The organism is Pelatocladus sp. (genome assembly GCF_059505505.1).
Window position 1 is genome coordinate 1 of the sequence record NZ_JCACKS010000039.1, and the last position, 16,708, is coordinate 16,708.

The following is a 16,708-nucleotide window of genomic DNA, read 5'->3' on the forward strand; positions in this document are numbered from 1 at the left end:
TCACGTTTGATACACTAGCATTTAGTGTACTCTATCTACCTGCAATCTGCTGTAATTGTATGCCCTAGTGATAACCGCCGCATAGCAGACGAGGTAATTTGTGTATCGGATGTCTGAGATGTCATGCCAAGAGTAAATGTAAAATAGAGAAAGTCTAAATAGCTGGGAAGTTCTACATTAGAAAACTCTAAGCCTCCCATTGCTTCCCCTTCAATACTTAGGTCATTTCTCCGATAATAGAATGCCGCATAGTTCAATGTAAACATTGTGTGTATCAAAATCCAGGAGCTAAAAATTGCCATAATAGACAATCCAACTGAAAGAGTAAAGGAATCCTTATGTTTCGCTAACACGACTGCGATCGCAAAGAGACTACTAAAAGCAATAAATACAACTAGTAAAAAGACAGCGAGGTGATCGGCTTCCTGGCGCTGGGCGCGATCGCGAGTTTTTCCAGGAGTAGCATCAAATATCATAAACCAAGCTAGGGCCACAAAGCAGAGAACCCCAGCACTCCAAGCTGCTAGAATGCGTGGTTCGAGCGTGGAAGATGGCATTAGCAAGAAAACCAAAGTAGCTAACCACAAAGATAGAATTGTACGGTATTTGGGACTTAGGTTTTTGCAAGTGATGAGTAAAGAACCAAAATTCATAACCTACTTTTCAACAAACGTTGTGAATCACTAATACAAAGCAACAAGTATGATTTTTGCTGCTCAAAAACTTCAGTCTAAATCAATCCAGAGACAACATTGACACTAGAACCTAGTATCACCATATAGAAAAGAAAAGAAACAATTGCATGTCCTAATACCAATTGCCGCATTGGCAAAGATGTAATTGAGACATCAGAGGTTTGAGCAGTCATACCAAGAGTGAAAGAAAAATACATAAAATCCCAGTAATCAGGTTCTTCTTCACCTGGAAAGTTCAACCCCTTCACATATTTTTCCTCCTGACTTATTTGTTCTCGACGGTAGTAGCAAGTAGCGTAGTGGAGTACAAACACGGTATGGGTTAAAAACCAAGAACAAAGGACTGCTATCAAAGACAAACTGACTTCAAGAACAACACCAGAAGCACTTATATCTTGATTGTTTGTCTCCATCAGCCCAATGGCAAAGATACTGGTGCAAGCAGTAATTATAACTAAGAAAAAAGTTACTGAATGTTGTGCTTCTTTGCCTTGAGCAAGATAGTAAGTTTTTTGGGGAGTAGCGCTGTTTGCCATCAACACAAACAGCATTAAGAAACAAAGCACACCAGAGATCCAAGCAGCAAGAATTTGAATATCTAGGTGCATAAAGTCTGGCATAACGATAAAGGCTGCCATCCCCACCATAATCGATACTCCCAAACGACTACGCGAATCTAAGTTCTTGAGTAAGCTGAATAAAATTGCTAATCTGGTTTGCCCTACAAACAAAAACTGGAGGGCTTTAACTTTGCCAGTGTTAGCTTTATTGTCTGATAAAAATTTCATACTTTTTTAGAGGTTCAAGGTTAGGAGCAATCGGGAACTTTAACGCTCTTTTATGCCTGTGGCGATAGAAAAATAAGATGCTGACCTTAAATCTTTTTCAAAGCCTTGTTTGATCACCAGAACCAAAAAATCCTTGTTTGGAACAAAACACGGAGAAATAAGGTTGATAATATTCTCTAATGAGAGTAATAAAAGAGCGTTATCCTAAACTGAACAAGCTTGAAATCCAAAATTTCTACTTGCTTGTTGAAATCAGCTTTGTTTAGCAACCAATCTGAATTAAATAGAAGACAGCAAAGTATTTTGTGCGTCAACAGTCTGCAAGAGTACTCTACGCCGCTAGGTCATTTATCTATAAATTTACGGTTCTATGCAAGAGCCTAGTTCAATAACACTGCAAAAACAGGAGTACTTAAGCACTTATCAACTTCAAAAAAATTTTGCAAATATTCTAGTAGTATATACGCAACACTAATCAGTGTAAAGAATTTAAGCTGCTCCCACCTTAATTAATCAGAGGAGATAGATATTACCCTACTGCCACCTTGAGTTTACTGAAAAGAATATTTACTATGGCTATTTGCTTGTAACGAGTAACAAGTTCCACAACAAGCCGCAATATATAGTCTCTACAAATAGAGCTACTGTATTGATCATTAAGTTTGTAAAGGCACGAAATATCAAGCCCTTACACTGAAAACACGAAGTTTCAGCAGATAACTCAGATCAAGCGTCTCTTAGAATTACTAATAGCTGATGGCTAATAGCTAACGGTTTGACCAAATTAGCAACTAGCAATTGGCTACTAGTACCTTTAATCAACATTTTTCCTGATTTGTCTACATACTTCTTTGTGATTAATTATGAGTGAGTTTGATCAGAAACTGAGATGCAATTGCTCTAAAAGATACAATAATTTGCTAAAAGTTAAAAAAATGATTCATTATATCTACTTTTATAACAAAAACTTAATGTTGTTTCTAGTACCTTATTTTCCTGATACCATGTAACATGGATTGGTAAAGGTAGAAACAATATAGAAAGTTTCGCTACCTGTTTTCCTACAGTTTTTACTCTCACTATTTCAGCCTTCTTGTAATTGCTTGATGTAGCTATTGAAGATTCGTTTCTGCTTTTTCATTCAACATTTGAGGTGACATAGCTTCAATAACTTCAGATTCGAGTTGTTTAGATAGCTGCAACTTGAAGCAAGTAGGTTTATCTATCATTTTGGAGGTTAATTACATAATGTTAGAACTAGAGGCGCTTTTGCTTGGTCTTGAACCCATGACTGCCGCAGTAATTGGAGTTGGAGCATTGGTTTTAGTACCTGTTGTCAGTGCTCTTGACTCTGCAACAGGCCACAATATCTCAGATTCTGCAAGAGGTGCAGCTAAAACAGGATTGATGTGGAGTTTTGAGGCATTTGATAAAGCTCAATCTACTTTCGCTGAAGCAAACGAATCCTTCAAGGATTTAGTTGCTGAAGCAAAAGCAGAGCGTTCAACTTCCAAAAACGGAACAGTCGAAAGTACTCCCCGTGAAGTAACTATCGGTTAAGCGGAAGTAAAGCATGGAAGTGAACACCTAACGTCTTGCCAGAGACTGATAGCCCTTCGGTTGTCAGTCTTTACTTACCAATCTACTGGTAAACAACTGCAAAAATTTTGATAAGTGCAATACGCTGCGCCCAGACGTTACATGTAACGTCATTGTTCGTGGTGGTGTATTTGATTCAAATGAGAACCGCTATATACTCGCTTCTCTCTACATTTTCAAAGATGAAGCTAGCTCGTCATGTCAAAGTAGAGACGCGTTCGCTTTTAGCGTTACCACAGGGTAATTTCTCGTTTCTACAAAGATTTTAGGTAACGCAGAATTAATTTCTGGAGATGTCTATTCTACAACGACTGCTTCATCCTACAAATATGACGTCAAAATTGGCGTTGCTGATTTTATGTATGATGCAGGATTTTAGGTGATTCCAAAACCCTAGTACCAGACGCGATATATAACATCTGGTACTAGATTCATACCCCGATTCAGCAATGCCCAAAAATTAAAGTTGCCCTAATACTCTACTTCTCCTGATTTCTAATGAGGAGAAAAGAGCCTTCCTTCTATCTGAGATTTTTTACCATGCTTGAATATCCAGAGTTCTTTAACTTACGCAAGCTAGCAATTACCCTTGCTGTTGGTCCATTTGGTTTTCTTTTGCTAGTTGTTCTCACTGATTTATCAGCCCATTTGTTCATGACTCAACAAACAGCAGATGCTCTGTGTGCAAATGCATGTCCAGATCATCCTACAAAGCTTCACACATGTGAATGTCGGTAGCACTTGGCTACTGGATCAAAATCCCATGCTATTCCTTCCGGATCTTTAGCCTGAGTCCATATAGGAAACTCAGGCTTTAATCTTTTGTTGGTAAGAGACTGAGATGATACTCCTAACCGCTTTGCTAATTCGATTTGTTTGAGTGCTTTACAATTTGATGAACTGTATTCTTCAATATTTCCTTGATTAATTTTTTGAGAGCTGCTTCTCAGAGGAGGTAAGAAGTTCGTTTCAAAAAGTGGGCGTGAGCTATTCAAGAATTCAGCTACAAAAGCAGTACCATTATTTACAATCACGTTGTACACAGGATTTACACCCAATACCATTCCACCGCCTATTTGCATAAATAGGTTAGGAATAACAATGGTTGCAGTATTTTCGTAGATTATTTCCATTGCTCGTTTAGCGATCGCAATAGCATGTGTTACTCCGCGTAAGTCATCTTCTAAAATGACAACATCAGTTGTGGTATAGGGAATCTCACTCGTCTTGGCAAATGCAATAGAGACATTAGCATGAGCAAGCCGTATTGCATCATCTTCCTCATCTCCTACAAAAGCCACTGTCTTACCTTGATGTCGCAATCCACGGATCAGATTGATTTTTTGGGTTAAAGGAACTTCTGCACAGACCTGATTGGGATGAATTCCTAACTGAGTCGCAACATCAAGAGCCATCGATTCAGAAGCATCAGAAACTAAGTAAATATCTATGTTTTGACGCTGGAGAATGGCAATAGCTTCCATAGTCTCAGGGAAATCTAAAGCCAATACATCGATATCAAAGACAATAGCATCGATTTGCGCTAATGCTTCCAAAATACCACCACTGCGAATGTAGATTCCATGTCGCACAGCATAGATCAGCGCTTGTAGGACTGTTGTCGAAATCGAAATTGGAACACCACTACCAAAATCGAATTGGTAGGGTGAGATAGCAGCACCAATATTACCCGTCATTAAATAAATTGTGCCACCTAAAGCCAGAGTTGGTAAAATTGCATTTCTAACGAATTCTGCTTGCAAAGCACCAATTTTTGTATCGTGAACAGGTGCTAATTCAGCCAACACAACAGCTAAACCAGCACGGGTATTAAGTCCAATTCTTTTCACCAAAACACACAACTCACCTTCAAGCAATATTGTAGAGGCGTAGATATCGTGTCCTTGGGAGCAAACAACAGGTGTAGAGCTACCTGTCAAATTCTGGGAATCGATTAAACCATAACCATAAAGAACGATCCCATCTACCAAAATCATTTCACCTGATTTGATAATGGTGCGATCGCCTTCCTGTAAATTGCTTATATGGACATGTTTTTCGTCTCCATCTACCTCTACCCAAACATATTGATCTAATTCATTTAACAAATTTAAAGACAGTTCTTCTCTAGTTTGAGTTGTATTCCCTCTGAGAGTTCTCCTAACTTCTACCAAAGCTGTCTTCAGTGAAGGCGCGATAAATTGACCTTGGACAGCCTGCATAGTCATCCAGGCTGAATCTAGCAAATCAATATTAGGCTGACGTTGATTGAGCAAACTATCAGCAGCACGGTTAAACCAAGGTGTTGCAGCTCCTGCAATTGCTAAAACTAGAATTAAAGGTGGTAACTCCAAAGGAGCTGCTAGCAAAGCCAAAGTAAGACTGAGGACAGGAAATCCTAAATCCTTCCATTGATTAACTTCCGGTTTAAGGTCTTCTCCTTCAGGTAAAGATTCTGTAAAGGGAATTTCAACACAGTTTACCGCCTGGATACAGCTAACACACTTTTCCAGCGCCATTGTGCAACAAACATCATCTTGATAGCTAACAATCAGTGAACTTGCTTGTGCATTAATACGAACCTCTGTTACAAAAGCCAGTGATTCAACTAGTGCCTTAAGTTTGCTAGCAAAGTCTGAATCATGAGCAAGTTGAGGTATACGGATACGATAACGCCCAAAAGTAGAGTGAACGACCTGATAGCTCATTACATCGAGAGAATTTGAATGAAAGGGTTTTAAATCTCACATTAGTCAATATCATAAGCTACAACTCAAACAAGTAAAAAGCTTTTGTTGTAAAACTATGTGAGAATTTTGTTGTTTTATCTGTATCTCTACAGTTCATCAATCACCCTTTAAAAAAATTTCTACGTGTATCCTCAAATTATTTCCTTCCTCTACGATATTCAGCCAAAATAACCCTTCTTTCGATACTAAATTCCTCTATCACCAACAATGTCATTCCAAATAAAATCACAAAACCAAGAATAGAAATTAATAGAATCTCATCCATAAAACTAACTCCTTATATAGCTCTTTATTCTGATAGAATATATAAAAAATCATTATAGCTTCTCCTTCTTAGTAAGTAATATTTACTATGCCAAAAGGTATAATTTTCACAAAGTTTTTAAATCAATATAAGTAGCTTAACTTTAAAAGCAGCTGTACTAGCTATTTTGTATAATTGATGAAAATCAATATAGTTTTTTGTTTGATGTTTGGTATTTATGATGTTAAAGATAATTAATTTTTTAATTAGAAGATTTTAAATGTGGTAATTTTTCGTTTAGGCAAGCTATCATCTCAGTCAATTAAAATATTGTCAAATACGCTCTGCTATGACAATCGTAATTTATAGTTTGTCGCAGCAGTTTATGCAGGTATTTAAGATGTAGCATTGCTACGTCTCTACATATCCGTGAATTGTAAATTAATATTTTGATTCAGCAACGCCTGTGTTCCTCTTGGCAGTATTAGCATCCATTGTGCCAGTAGCCACTGTACATCTATGGACAACTAAGAGTGGGATAGGAGTAATTAACAGGAGAAAATTTTTTACTTAGGAGTCTCAAAAATGACTCAAAAACAGGTAATTCTGCTACGTATGTTGGTTTTTTTGCCAATCGCATTCATAGCAGAATGGCTAAATCTTCCCGCCATCATTGTTTTTATTGCCTCCGGCTTGGCCATCATTCCCTTAGCAGCATTTATTGCTGATTCAACAGAAGCGATCGCTGAAGTTATTGGCCCATCTTTGGGGGGTTTGCTTAACTCTACTTTCGGCAACGCTACAGAGTTAATCATCGCGATTGTTGCACTTCGAGCCGGACTGGTAGATGTGGTCAAAGCTAGCATTACAGGTACAATTGTTGCCAATCTGCTCTTAGCATTAGGAGCAGCAATTCTTTTAGGAGGATTGCGGTTTAAAGAGCAAAGCTTTCAACCAACAGTTGCTCGGATCAACGCCTCCTCGTTGAATTTAGCATTAGTAGTACTGCTTTCCCCAACAGCCATTGATTTCACATCTCAAGGCTTGCAACCTGCAACAATTAATCATTTTTCAATTGTTGCTGCTTTGTTGTTGTTACTTTTCTATGGATTGACCTTGGTTTTTTCTATGAAAACCCACAAATCCATCTATCAACTCAGAGAACAAGAAGAGATTAACCAAGATGCACTTGAATCTGAGAAACATAAGACTGGTTTATGGAAGTCAGTTGGAATTTTGCTCATTTGCACGATTGTTCTGGTCTTTGTATCTGATACTCTAGTAGCAAGCCTACAAGAAGCGATTTCGGTCTTAGGTTTATCTAGTCTTTTTACAGGTGTGATTCTGATTCCCATTTTTGGAGGAGCAGTAGAGTATATTACTGCTGCCACCTTTGCGATGAAGAACAAAATGGATTTAGCGGTGGCAGTGGCGATGGGATCGAGCTTGCAAATTGCCATGTTTGTTGCTCCTGTGTTGGTATTAGTGGGTCAGTTAATGGGACAATCGATGAATTTGGACTTCAACCCCTTTGAAGTACTGGCAGTGGCGATCGCAGTCTTAATTACCAACTCCATTAGCACCGATGGCCAATCCAATTGGTTAGAAGGAGCTTTGCTTCTCATTACCTATGCTGTTGTTGGAACAGCATTCTACTTTCACCCTTAACAAGGCTAATCTCTCATCCCAATTTTTTTGAGGTCATCTCCATGTCAAGTGAAGCAAGAATCAAAGCTCAATCCTCAGATATTGAAGTTAAAGCAGAGGTAATCGAAGTTTATTCCCAATCTTCCAGTATTCAGTTAGCTAGAATTTCGACTCAAAAAGCTCCTCGTTTAGGATTTTTTGCCACAATTGCAAATGGAATTGGACAAGTAATCAGCGATGCTGCATCGCAAGCGGGAAAAACTGTTACTGAAACTACGACTGGTATGGCAGAAGTGATTAATGGCATGGCATACCAGGCTGGAAAGGCGGCGCTGGAAACTGCTGCTAATGTTGGAGAAGTTCTTGATAGCGTCACACCTCCCGGTTTAGCATATTTGTCTGCAACAGCCAACAATATGGGCGAAGTTATTGGAAGTGCTGCTTTCGTGACTGGAAAAATGGTAGCAGGAACAACTGCTGGTTTTGGCGAAGCAATTGGCAATGCTACCTCCCAATCAGGTAAGGCTGTTGCTCAGACACTATCTGAAGTAGTAGAAAACATCCCTTCGCCTGCATCCAAAGCCAAGATTCAAGAATTTGGAGGGAGCTTAATTGGAGCTACTGTAGGAGAAACAGTGGGGGGAACACTTGGAGCTGTTGTCGCCGGGATAGCGATGGGACCAGCAGGCGCGATAGTTGGTACTCAAGTAGGTAGTGTTGTTGGTTTTACCATTGGAGCACAACTTGGTGAAGATGCTATGCGGCAAGTCAATCAGATCACTCAAAAAAATTCTGAGACTGTTTCTCTGGATCAAGTCACAGAAAAGCTACAAAAACGCGGAGGTGAAATTTTAGGAGAGACGATTGGTGGAGTAGCAGGCGGAGTCGCAGGTAGAGTTGTCCTTGGACCAATTGGAATTGTTGTCGGTTCGGTAGCAGGGCAGGCAATTGGAGGGCAGTTAGGTGAAGATACGGCTCATCAATTGAATCCGACTAACCAGCCTCATCGAAAGGATAATGTAAAACCATTATCTTCTGAACAAGCAAAAAGAAGTTGGTTAAGCAATACAACCTGCAATTTCTTAGGTGAGACTGGTACAGCTGTTATCGGTGGAGTAATTGGGGTTACAGTATTGGGGCCAAAAGGCAAAGAAGTTGGCAGAAAAATTGGCCTGTTTGTAGGTAGACGAACAGACTGGAACCCTAACACAAAAATTGCAGCTAATGTCGAAGCTGGAAGTGAAGGAGAAAAGCAACAATATTTTTAACTAGAATTTGCTTTTTTGTTTTTTTAATAGAACATTTTCTCGGAGAATAAATAAGAAAAATCTGTCCAATCCTTAAACCAAAAGAATTTCAATAAGGTACGAATATCCTTAAAGAAGGTGGTACGAGTGACTAATGGTACTTAGACAAAAAGTAGCCATAAAAAACACTCAAATGCATATACAGAGAGACTTTGACATCGTTTTGCCTAGTTTCTTGATATATCTGGGTTTCAAGCATTTTTGATCCTTTGGGGTATTTCCCTTGCGCTGTATGGGTTTGAGGCTTGTTTCTGCCTTAAAAATGTCTAAGTCCCACTAATAGCTCGCTAATATTTTGATAGGTGGAATTAACTAAATCCAAAAGAGTATGAAATAAAAAAGCCAGTAAATTTAAAGACAATAAGAATTCACACAAATTATTTTGACCATGACGCGCTATTTTCCAGCCAATTGTTTTTTAGCGATCACCTCTTCCTGAAATATATAGTTCTTTTGTACTATATTTGGAATTTCAAAATGGTGATTAATAAGTAGAGAGGCGCAAAAAAACCGTAGACGCGGAGCGGCTTCTCAGAGAGTAGTATGTAACGAAAAGTAAAGTTGCCTAAAAACCTCTTCCCTTCTGCCTTATGCCTTGTCATAGCGACAATTTTTAACGCCCACCTACTTACTCTATTTATTTCAAAATGAGAATTGCTGATGAATAAGCATGATTTATACCGGAATAGGACGTTTGTTTATTTGGAAGCATAAACACGTTTTAATGGCAATCTTATACTTCCACCGACAAAATGCGGGTTTCAGCTTATCTTACCCCTGGTGACAGCTTTGCTATATCTACGCCTAAACTCCAGAATTTAGCCTCTTTGCCTACGGAAGAACCAGCGGATAAATAGCTTTTCGACCTCAATCCATATAAAGATAATGGCACTGAAGCCAATACAAACCATTAGCTCTTGGAAGGTTAGGTAGTGAGTGCCGAAGAAGTTTCGGAGTGGTTCGATATAAATCAGCAACAGTTGCAAGATGCTGGTTAAAATCACAGAAGCAAGAATAAAGGGATTGGAGAAGGGATTGATCTGAATGAATAAACGAGTGTTGGAACGAATAGCAAGTGCGTGTCCCATTTGAGCTAGACAGAGGGTAGTGAACACCATTGTCTTCCAACGATCTGGGTCAAGTGTTCCGCCTGCCGTGTTCTGCTGAGTAAAGTTGTATGCCCACATCATCATCAAGATAGTTACTACCGCTAGGACACAGCCGATGCGAATCATATAAGCTCCCAAGCCTCGCGCAAAGATGTTTTCTTTGGGGTCTTTGGGTGGCTGCTGCATGACAATTGGTCTACCTGGCTCCACTGCTAAAGCTAAGGCGGGAACACCATCGGTCACTAAGTTCATCCAGAGAATTTGTAAGGGTGACATCGGCACACCACCTAATCCTAGTAGGGGCGCAGCAGCAATAGTCAGCACTTCTCCAATGTTACTGCCTAAAATGTAACGAATGAAGCGGCGAATATTAATGTAAACAACACGACCTTCCTCTACGGCTGATACGATTGTGGTGAAGTTGTCATCTAATAGCACCATATCGCTAGCTTCTTTACTTACGTCTGTACCTGTAATTCCCATTGCCACGCCAATATCTGCCTGCTTTAATGCTGGAGCATCATTGACTCCATCTCCTGTCATTGCCACCACGTTATTGCGATGTTGAAGTGCTTGGACGATCCGCAGCTTATGTTCTGGTGAAACACGAGCATAGACACTCACCCGATCAACCTCTGCCTCCAAGTCTGCCATGCTGAGTTTTTCTAGTTGCTGTCCGGTAAGACATAATTCACCTGCTTTAGCAATACCTAAGTCTTCAGCGATCGCCTGCGCTGTTAACTGGTGATCTCCAGTAATCATAACAGGGCGAATACCTGCTGCTCGGCATTTTGCTACTGCTTCTCTGACTTCAGGACGAGGTGCATCTAGCATTCCTACTAATCCTAGCCATGTCAATCCACTTTCGGAGACATCTTCAGAAGCTTCTGGAGGCAATTCTGTTAAAAGCTTACTGGCAAATCCTAATACTCGCAGACCTCGACTTGCAAGCTGATTATTTTGCTGGAGAATTTTTCGACGCTGTTCCTCTGTAATAGATTGCCAACGATTCCCCATCTGAATATGAGTACAACGTTCTAGGGTTAACTCTGGCGACCCTTTTGTAAACATAACGTAGGGTGCAAGGTGTAGGTTATGGAACACAGAAAGTTGTTCATTACTTCTGTGAGTCTCCACCATTACACTCATACGCTTACGCTCTGAGGAGAAAGGAAACTCGGCAACGCGACGGAAATAAGTCTCTTGCTCATGCTTGCGGAACCCAGCTTTACCTGCAACAGATAGTAATGCTCCTTCTGTGGGATCTCCCAAAATTGCCCACTCACCACTTTCTTTTTGCAAAATTGCATCATTACACAGCACACAAGCAAGCATGAGTGCCTGAAGTTCTGGCTGCTGTTGAGGTGAGATCATTTTAGATGGTTGATTTACCATACCCATCTCATAAAATTGACCTTCAGGACTGTAGCCTTCTCCTGTGATGCTGACAGAACTGCTAGGTGTATGCAGTGCCTGCACTACCATTTTGTTTTGGGTGAGAGTTCCAGTTTTGTCTGAGCAAATGGTGGTAACAGAACCAAGAGTTTCTACAGCAGGAAGTTTGCGAATGAGGGCGTTGCGCCTTACCATTCGCTGGGTTCCCAGTGCCAAGGTAACGGTGATTACTGCTGGTAAGCCTTCTGGAACAACGGCAACTGCCATGCTGAGGGAAACTTTTACTAATTCCTCAAACAACGAGGGATGAACAATCGTGCCACCCACTATGACTAGTGCCACCAATATTAAGGAACCCGTGACTAGGGTATTTCCCAGTTGGCTCATGCGCTTTTGCAAGGGGGTAGGCTCAGATTCCACTGACTGGAGTGCGGTGGCAATCTTGCCCAGTTCTGTTTGCATTCCAGTTTCAGTAACTATGGCTGTTGCCCGTCCTTGAACAACTTCAGTCCCCGAAAAAACTAAGTTGATGCGATCGCCTAATGGTGCATCTTTTGGTAACAGCACTTCTGCTTGTTTGTTGACTGCATGTGCTTCTCCTGTGAGGGCTGCTTCTCGCACTTGCAGATTCGCAGCTTCTACCAAGCGTCCATCGGCTGCTACTTTGACTCCGGCTTCTAGCAGCATAATGTCTCCTGGCACCAGTTCCTTTGACTCTACTTCTACTGGCTTGCTGTCCCGGATGACTCGCACTTTTGATGAAGCTAGGTTTTTTAGTGCTGCCAGGGCTTTTTCCGCACCACTTTCTTGAATGTAGCCTAGTACGCCATTCAAGATTACCACTACAAAAATCGCGACGGCATCCTTGGGAAAAACGAACTTCCCAGCTGTAAAAGATTCGCGAATATCCAAAATTGCAGAGATGATTGCAACTGCAATCAGCATTAGCAGCATGATGTTTTTGAACTGGTCCCACAAGATTTCTAGGGGTGTACGTCCTCCCGTCTCTACTAATTCGTTAGAACCATGGCGCTGCTGTTTTTCTGTAATTTGTGTGGTTGTTAAACCAAAGGTGCGATCGCTTTCCAGCTCTAAGAGTGCTTGATTAACCTGCAAGGTATGCCAAGCCGGAGCTTCAGGCTTCGCAAAAGCTGAGTCTGATATGGTACTAGAAGACATGGATCGAAATTCCTAGTAATGCTGCTATGTCTACTTGCAATATTTTATAGTACTCACTCTACTATACAGCACTATTAAATAGTATCAAATATAATTTTAATTAATATCACTCTTCAGTACTTTTAATTGATTGCTAATTACTAAAATTGGCAGATACCAGTTCAGAAGTACCGATTAGGCTCCTCCCTTAGTGCAAAATAAGATCCCCTAATTTTTGGAAAAGTCATCCTATAACAGGATTTTGGATTGACCCCACGGATCAATCCGCTTTCTTGTACCATCAAGGAATGATTGGTCAGGAATCTTGGCGATCTGAATTGTTTACAACTCAAATAGGATTGCTATATATCTATGGCAATAAATAATAGTATCTGTAAAAGATTTAAATACTATTAAATAGTATTAAGTATAATCTAAAATTATAGTTATCAATAATAACTCTTACCTATGGTTGGTAATCCTTTTATTCCTCAATATCTAGTAGGCAGACAGGCAGAACTACAGCAAGTTAGTACAATTCTTGCCCAGGATGGCGACCTGATGGTGGCAGGTGTTCCAGGAAATGGGCGACGAGCGCTCATTCGTTGGGCTGCTCAACAGGTAGGAGCCAGGGTGTTGGAAATCGACTGTCTGCGAGCGACAAATTCTTCTCGTTTTTTGGAACTTTTAGCAGAAGGACTGCTGGAAGTTTTCTCAAATCCAGCCGAACTAGAACTTATCCAACGATGGAGTACTGAACACCCGTTAATTCTGGAACAATATTTGACACGACGAACTCGCCTTGTCTGGCACGTCCCATCTAAGGATAACTGGATGATCTTACAAGCTCTCTTGACCCTCCCACAAGTAATGGCAGAATGGTTAGATTGCCGAGTTGTGTTGGTATTTCAAAATTTTCCCCACATTTGCTCTTGGGATCGAAGTGGGAAGTGGGAAGATTATTTGCGCCAGGAAGTTGATCGGCAAAACCGTGTTAGTTATGTCCTAATTGCTACAATCCCAGAGCCTTGGGTTTACGAAAGCAACTTGCATGTCGTTACCCTAGCACCTCTGGAGCGTAAAGACCTCCAATCCTGGGTTATGAACGCGATGGCAGCAGAAGGACTCAAGTTTGAAGCAGATAGTCAAGCACTTAATATGTTTCTCAACTACGTCCAAGGTCATCTTGGTGATGCTATAGCTCTTGCTCGTCGTATATGGCTAGACTGTCGAGCTTTTGCAAGGATAAAGGATGAAGGCACTAATAAGAAAAATGCGTCTGAAGTCATGAACTCTCAACTGCAATCTTCAAGTCATCCTTTAGATTATCCTTTTGAAGACGGATTGATTCAAACTCACCACGTCCATCGTAGTGCTTTAAGTTTAGTGGAAGATCTATCTCTAACTTTTGAGTCCTTGCTTTTACTACTTCCACCCATTCAGGGTCGTGTTCTAGAAAGTCTAGCTCTTGATCCAACTGATAGCCCTCACTCACGCGAGTATATTGAGAAGCATCAACTTTCTAGAGGAGGAGGTTTGCAAGGGGCGCTGGCTGGATTGGAACAAAAAGGACTTGTTTACGGTTCCAAATATAGCTATCGGATAGCTATGCCGTTGTTAGCATTCTGGCTCAAGCACCGTCTGGGTTAAATGATAATCAAGAAAAAGGGCATGACGGGAAATCCGGCGATCGCACTCAACCCATAGGCAAAAATCGTCAGAATTATTGAGCCAAGAATAGATATGATCAGCGATAACAGAATATTGGGAACCAACAACGCAAGCGTGTTCATAAACCGATTGAACCGTTGAGTCCAACCATTGTTTCGAGGGGCAAAGCTCAAAGAAGAGTACATAAGTACCTCAAATTTTATATTTCAAGGGAATACATTACCGTTAACATCACCTTATAGCGGTTCTCGCTCAGATGAGGTACATTCTCAAAGTTGAAATGATTTATCTATGAAGTCTAGCTATACTTCATTAGCATAGGAAACGCTATATCACCAATCTAATGCAAGCATGATAGAATTTTTGCCAATACTAAGCTGAAGAGATGAATATTATCTTATCGTTGCAATCAACTATTAGTATAGTAACGCACTATTAATTTTCTGAGTCAAGAGGTAATTTTTCTGGTACATTTCAATTAGTAGGAAATAGCAAGTACTTGGACAAATAAATTATGTTTAAGCAGATGAGAAATGCCGCAAGAATTATTGTTGGCTCTATATCCACTGTAGTAGGTGTTGTTGGGATAGTTCTCCCCCTGATTCCTGGTATTCCATTTCTTCTTGTAGCTGCGGCTTGTTTTAGTTCTCTCGAACCTTAAACTCCTGGTTAATTGACCAATTTTTATCACAATTGGTCAATTGTTTGAAAAATTTAGTTAATTTCAATAACTTATCCTTACTCACATAGAATTACATGAATATTTATAGTCTGGGTTAGTTAAATTTACTTAATACTAGCTAGAGTTCTTTATGATCTAAATTTCAGATGAATTTCAGTAATTCTAGAGTGAAAGGTTAATATTTAAATGAGCAGAATCATTACATTTATTGGTAAAGCAGGGATAGGGCATACAACGCTAGCGATCGCTACTGCCAAATGGTTTTCTCAACAGGGGAAAGAAGTACTATTTGTGACTCATACCCCTAGTCCCAATGCTGAAATTTTGTTGAAAACTCCTCTGACGAATATTCCCCAGGTTGTTGCTCCCAATATGCAAGCTGTTCAGTTGCAGACTACAACAATGCTTGACCAAACCTGGGAAGAATTTAAGAAAATATTGTCCCTCTATATCCCAATACCTGACTCTGAAGAAGTCTACTCAGGGGAGTTAATTTTACTCCCTGGAATTGACAGTCTCCTCTATTTTAATGCTATGCGCCAGTACTATCAGAGTGGCGAATATGAAGTCATTGTTTATGACAGTCGAGGAGATTTGGAAACACTGCGGATGTTAGGCATACCAGGAATGTTGGATTGGTATTTTCATCGTTTTGGAAAGATATTTGAGGGATTTAGCTTAAATAAAATTGCTGATTCTATTGGCGGGCCATTAGCTTCTGCAATTGTTTCAGCAAATATGGATACTGAAAAATTGCAACAAGGTTTGGATCAAATCCGCAGTTGGATTGCTCAAGGTATTGCTGTTGTAGGAGATTCAAGTAAGCTGACATCTTACCTTATAACAAGCAATGAACCGGGGGCGATCGCCGAGACTCGATGGCTTTGGGGAAGTGCACAGCAGGTAAACTTAATGGTTAGCGGTGTTCTGGTTTATCAGTGTCAGAAAAGCGACGACCTAAACAATTTACAGCAAGTTTTTGCTCCGTTGAGTGTTACTTCCATTCCAGCTTTAAAGGAGCATAACTGGGAATCTTTGCTAAAAGCTCTACCTGATTTTAACCACAATCATCAGGCTCCTTTTCCTCTCAAGATTGATCTAGAATCCCGTCAGTTATTTGTATTTTTACCGGGATTCACTAAAAAACAGGTTAAGTTAACTCAACATGGTAAAGAACTCACTGTTGAAGCAGGGGAGCAACGGCGAAATATCTTTTTACCTCCAGATTTGCAAAAACTATCTCTTAAATCAGGCAAATTTGAAGAACCATATCTCATAGTTTCTTTTGAAGAGAAGCAAGAACAGTGTTAGGTCATTCAATTTTGGATTTTAGATTTTGAATTCATTCCATAACAGGTAAACATATGGGTTGGTTAATCACATTAGTGACGGAAGCTATTACTGAATTTATTGTTAATGTCCTGATAGAGTGGGTTAGGTCAGTTATTGTTGAAGCGATCGCCACTTTCATGACAGAAATAGTAGTTGGCTTGATTGCGGAATGGGTTGCACAAACAGTAACTGCATTACCCACAGAGCTAGCGGCGTTTGTCAGAAGGAGCCTGGCTGTCTCTTAAATGTAAAAATTTTACTTGAAGTTAGATTACCTAATAAACATCTCCAAAATAGTATATTTTGTGGTAAAAGAACGTCAATAGAAGTT

At 40.1% G+C, this 16,708-nt stretch carries 13 protein-coding genes and 1 pseudogene; 8 read left to right on the plus strand and 6 right to left on the minus strand.

Features of this window, described 5'->3' with window-relative positions:
* Window positions 1-35 precede the first annotated feature (35 nt).
* Both AC5JMK_RS04140 and AC5JMK_RS04145 read right to left on the minus strand, forming a co-directional pair.
* Entirely contained in the window at window positions 36-653 is a 618-nt protein-coding gene (locus tag AC5JMK_RS04140) for a DUF1345 domain-containing protein (RefSeq protein ID WP_495909460.1), read from the minus strand.
* Window positions 654-730: 77 nt separating this feature from the next.
* Complete coding sequence (locus AC5JMK_RS04145; protein WP_096679432.1) at window positions 731-1,483, minus strand: DUF1345 domain-containing protein; 753 nt, start codon at window positions 1,481-1,483, stop codon at window positions 731-733.
* 1,248 nt (window positions 1,484-2,731) lie between these two features.
* Between AC5JMK_RS04145 and AC5JMK_RS04150 the strand changes: the two genes are divergently transcribed.
* Both AC5JMK_RS04150 and AC5JMK_RS04155 read left to right on the plus strand, forming a co-directional pair.
* Window positions 2,732-3,043 (plus strand): DUF5132 domain-containing protein, encoded by a 312-nt coding sequence (locus tag AC5JMK_RS04150; RefSeq protein ID WP_096679430.1) that lies wholly within the window; start codon window positions 2,732-2,734, stop codon window positions 3,041-3,043.
* Between the two features lie 579 nt (window positions 3,044-3,622).
* Window positions 3,623-3,820 (plus strand): hypothetical protein, encoded by a 198-nt coding sequence (locus AC5JMK_RS04155; RefSeq protein WP_096679428.1) that lies wholly within the window; start codon window positions 3,623-3,625, stop codon window positions 3,818-3,820.
* Here the strand turns inward: AC5JMK_RS04155 and AC5JMK_RS04160 are convergent.
* Window positions 3,799-5,790 (minus strand): P-type ATPase actuator domain-containing protein, encoded by a 1,992-nt coding sequence (locus tag AC5JMK_RS04160; protein ID WP_096679426.1) that lies wholly within the window; start codon window positions 5,788-5,790, stop codon window positions 3,799-3,801. The genes AC5JMK_RS04155 and AC5JMK_RS04160 overlap by 22 nt on opposite strands.
* A gap of 871 nt (window positions 5,791-6,661) precedes the next feature.
* On the opposite strand from AC5JMK_RS04160, the gene cax reads away from it, so the two are divergent.
* Entirely contained in the window at window positions 6,662-7,744 is a 1,083-nt protein-coding gene (cax, locus tag AC5JMK_RS04165; RefSeq protein ID WP_096679424.1) for a calcium/proton exchanger, read from the plus strand.
* A gap of 41 nt (window positions 7,745-7,785) precedes the next feature.
* The gene (locus AC5JMK_RS04170) at window positions 7,786-8,991 is read left to right on the plus strand and encodes a hypothetical protein (RefSeq protein ID WP_495909461.1); all 1,206 of its coding nucleotides are present in this window, start codon (window positions 7,786-7,788) and stop codon (window positions 8,989-8,991) included.
* Window positions 8,992-9,286: 295 nt separating this feature from the next.
* Here the strand turns inward: AC5JMK_RS04170 and AC5JMK_RS04175 are convergent.
* Both AC5JMK_RS04175 and AC5JMK_RS04180 read right to left on the minus strand, forming a co-directional pair.
* Window positions 9,287-9,421 (minus strand): annotated as a pseudogene (locus AC5JMK_RS04175) (ISNCY family transposase); the annotation flags it as partial.
* Between the two features lie 427 nt (window positions 9,422-9,848).
* Window positions 9,849-12,713, minus strand: coding sequence for a cation-translocating P-type ATPase (locus tag AC5JMK_RS04180; RefSeq protein WP_096679422.1), 2,865 nt, complete (start codon window positions 12,711-12,713; stop codon window positions 9,849-9,851).
* Between the two features lie 447 nt (window positions 12,714-13,160).
* On the opposite strand from AC5JMK_RS04180, the gene AC5JMK_RS04185 reads away from it, so the two are divergent.
* Window positions 13,161-14,342, plus strand: coding sequence for a hypothetical protein (locus AC5JMK_RS04185; RefSeq protein WP_096679420.1), 1,182 nt, complete (start codon window positions 13,161-13,163; stop codon window positions 14,340-14,342).
* Here AC5JMK_RS04185 and AC5JMK_RS04190 read toward each other — a convergent pair.
* The gene (locus AC5JMK_RS04190; protein WP_495909462.1) at window positions 14,339-14,548 is read right to left on the minus strand and encodes a hypothetical protein; all 210 of its coding nucleotides are present in this window, start codon (window positions 14,546-14,548) and stop codon (window positions 14,339-14,341) included. The two genes, AC5JMK_RS04185 and AC5JMK_RS04190, sit on opposite strands and share 4 nt — an antisense overlap.
* A gap of 329 nt (window positions 14,549-14,877) precedes the next feature.
* Here AC5JMK_RS04190 and AC5JMK_RS04195 point away from each other — a divergent pair, with 329 nt between their 5' ends.
* From AC5JMK_RS04195 to AC5JMK_RS04205, 3 genes are all read left to right on the plus strand, one after another.
* Window positions 14,878-15,024, plus strand: a complete 147-nt coding sequence (locus AC5JMK_RS04195; protein ID WP_096679418.1) for a DUF454 family protein — start codon at window positions 14,878-14,880, stop codon at window positions 15,022-15,024.
* Between the two features lie 207 nt (window positions 15,025-15,231).
* Complete coding sequence (locus AC5JMK_RS04200) at window positions 15,232-16,356, plus strand: Get3/ArsA fold putative tail anchor-mediating ATPase NosAFP (RefSeq protein WP_495909463.1); 1,125 nt, start codon at window positions 15,232-15,234, stop codon at window positions 16,354-16,356.
* A 53-nt stretch (window positions 16,357-16,409) separates the two neighbouring features.
* Window positions 16,410-16,622, plus strand: a complete 213-nt coding sequence (locus AC5JMK_RS04205; protein ID WP_096679414.1) for a hypothetical protein — start codon at window positions 16,410-16,412, stop codon at window positions 16,620-16,622.
* Window positions 16,623-16,708 lie beyond the last annotated feature (86 nt).

What these genes read in the sequence shown, in the direction of transcription:
- AC5JMK_RS04140 (WP_495909460.1), bottom strand. Translation starts at nt 653, where the DNA reads ATGAATTTTGGTTCTTTACTCATCACTTGCAAAAACCTAAGTCCCAAA.
- AC5JMK_RS04145 (WP_096679432.1), bottom strand. Translation starts at nt 1,483, where the DNA reads ATGAAATTTTTATCAGACAATAAAGCTAACACTGGCAAAGTTAAAGCC.
- AC5JMK_RS04150 (WP_096679430.1), top strand. Translation starts at nt 2,732, where the DNA reads ATGTTAGAACTAGAGGCGCTTTTGCTTGGTCTTGAACCCATGACTGCC.
- AC5JMK_RS04155 (WP_096679428.1), top strand. Translation starts at nt 3,623, where the DNA reads ATGCTTGAATATCCAGAGTTCTTTAACTTACGCAAGCTAGCAATTACC.
- AC5JMK_RS04160 (WP_096679426.1), bottom strand. Translation starts at nt 5,790, where the DNA reads ATGAGCTATCAGGTCGTTCACTCTACTTTTGGGCGTTATCGTATCCGT.
- cax (WP_096679424.1), top strand. Translation starts at nt 6,662, where the DNA reads ATGACTCAAAAACAGGTAATTCTGCTACGTATGTTGGTTTTTTTGCCA.
- AC5JMK_RS04170 (WP_495909461.1), top strand. Translation starts at nt 7,786, where the DNA reads ATGTCAAGTGAAGCAAGAATCAAAGCTCAATCCTCAGATATTGAAGTT.
- AC5JMK_RS04180 (WP_096679422.1), bottom strand. Translation starts at nt 12,713, where the DNA reads ATGTCTTCTAGTACCATATCAGACTCAGCTTTTGCGAAGCCTGAAGCT.
- AC5JMK_RS04185 (WP_096679420.1), top strand. Translation starts at nt 13,161, where the DNA reads ATGGTTGGTAATCCTTTTATTCCTCAATATCTAGTAGGCAGACAGGCA.
- AC5JMK_RS04190 (WP_495909462.1), bottom strand. Translation starts at nt 14,548, where the DNA reads ATGTACTCTTCTTTGAGCTTTGCCCCTCGAAACAATGGTTGGACTCAA.
- AC5JMK_RS04195 (WP_096679418.1), top strand. Translation starts at nt 14,878, where the DNA reads ATGTTTAAGCAGATGAGAAATGCCGCAAGAATTATTGTTGGCTCTATA.
- AC5JMK_RS04200 (WP_495909463.1), top strand. Translation starts at nt 15,232, where the DNA reads ATGAGCAGAATCATTACATTTATTGGTAAAGCAGGGATAGGGCATACA.
- AC5JMK_RS04205 (WP_096679414.1), top strand. Translation starts at nt 16,410, where the DNA reads ATGGGTTGGTTAATCACATTAGTGACGGAAGCTATTACTGAATTTATT.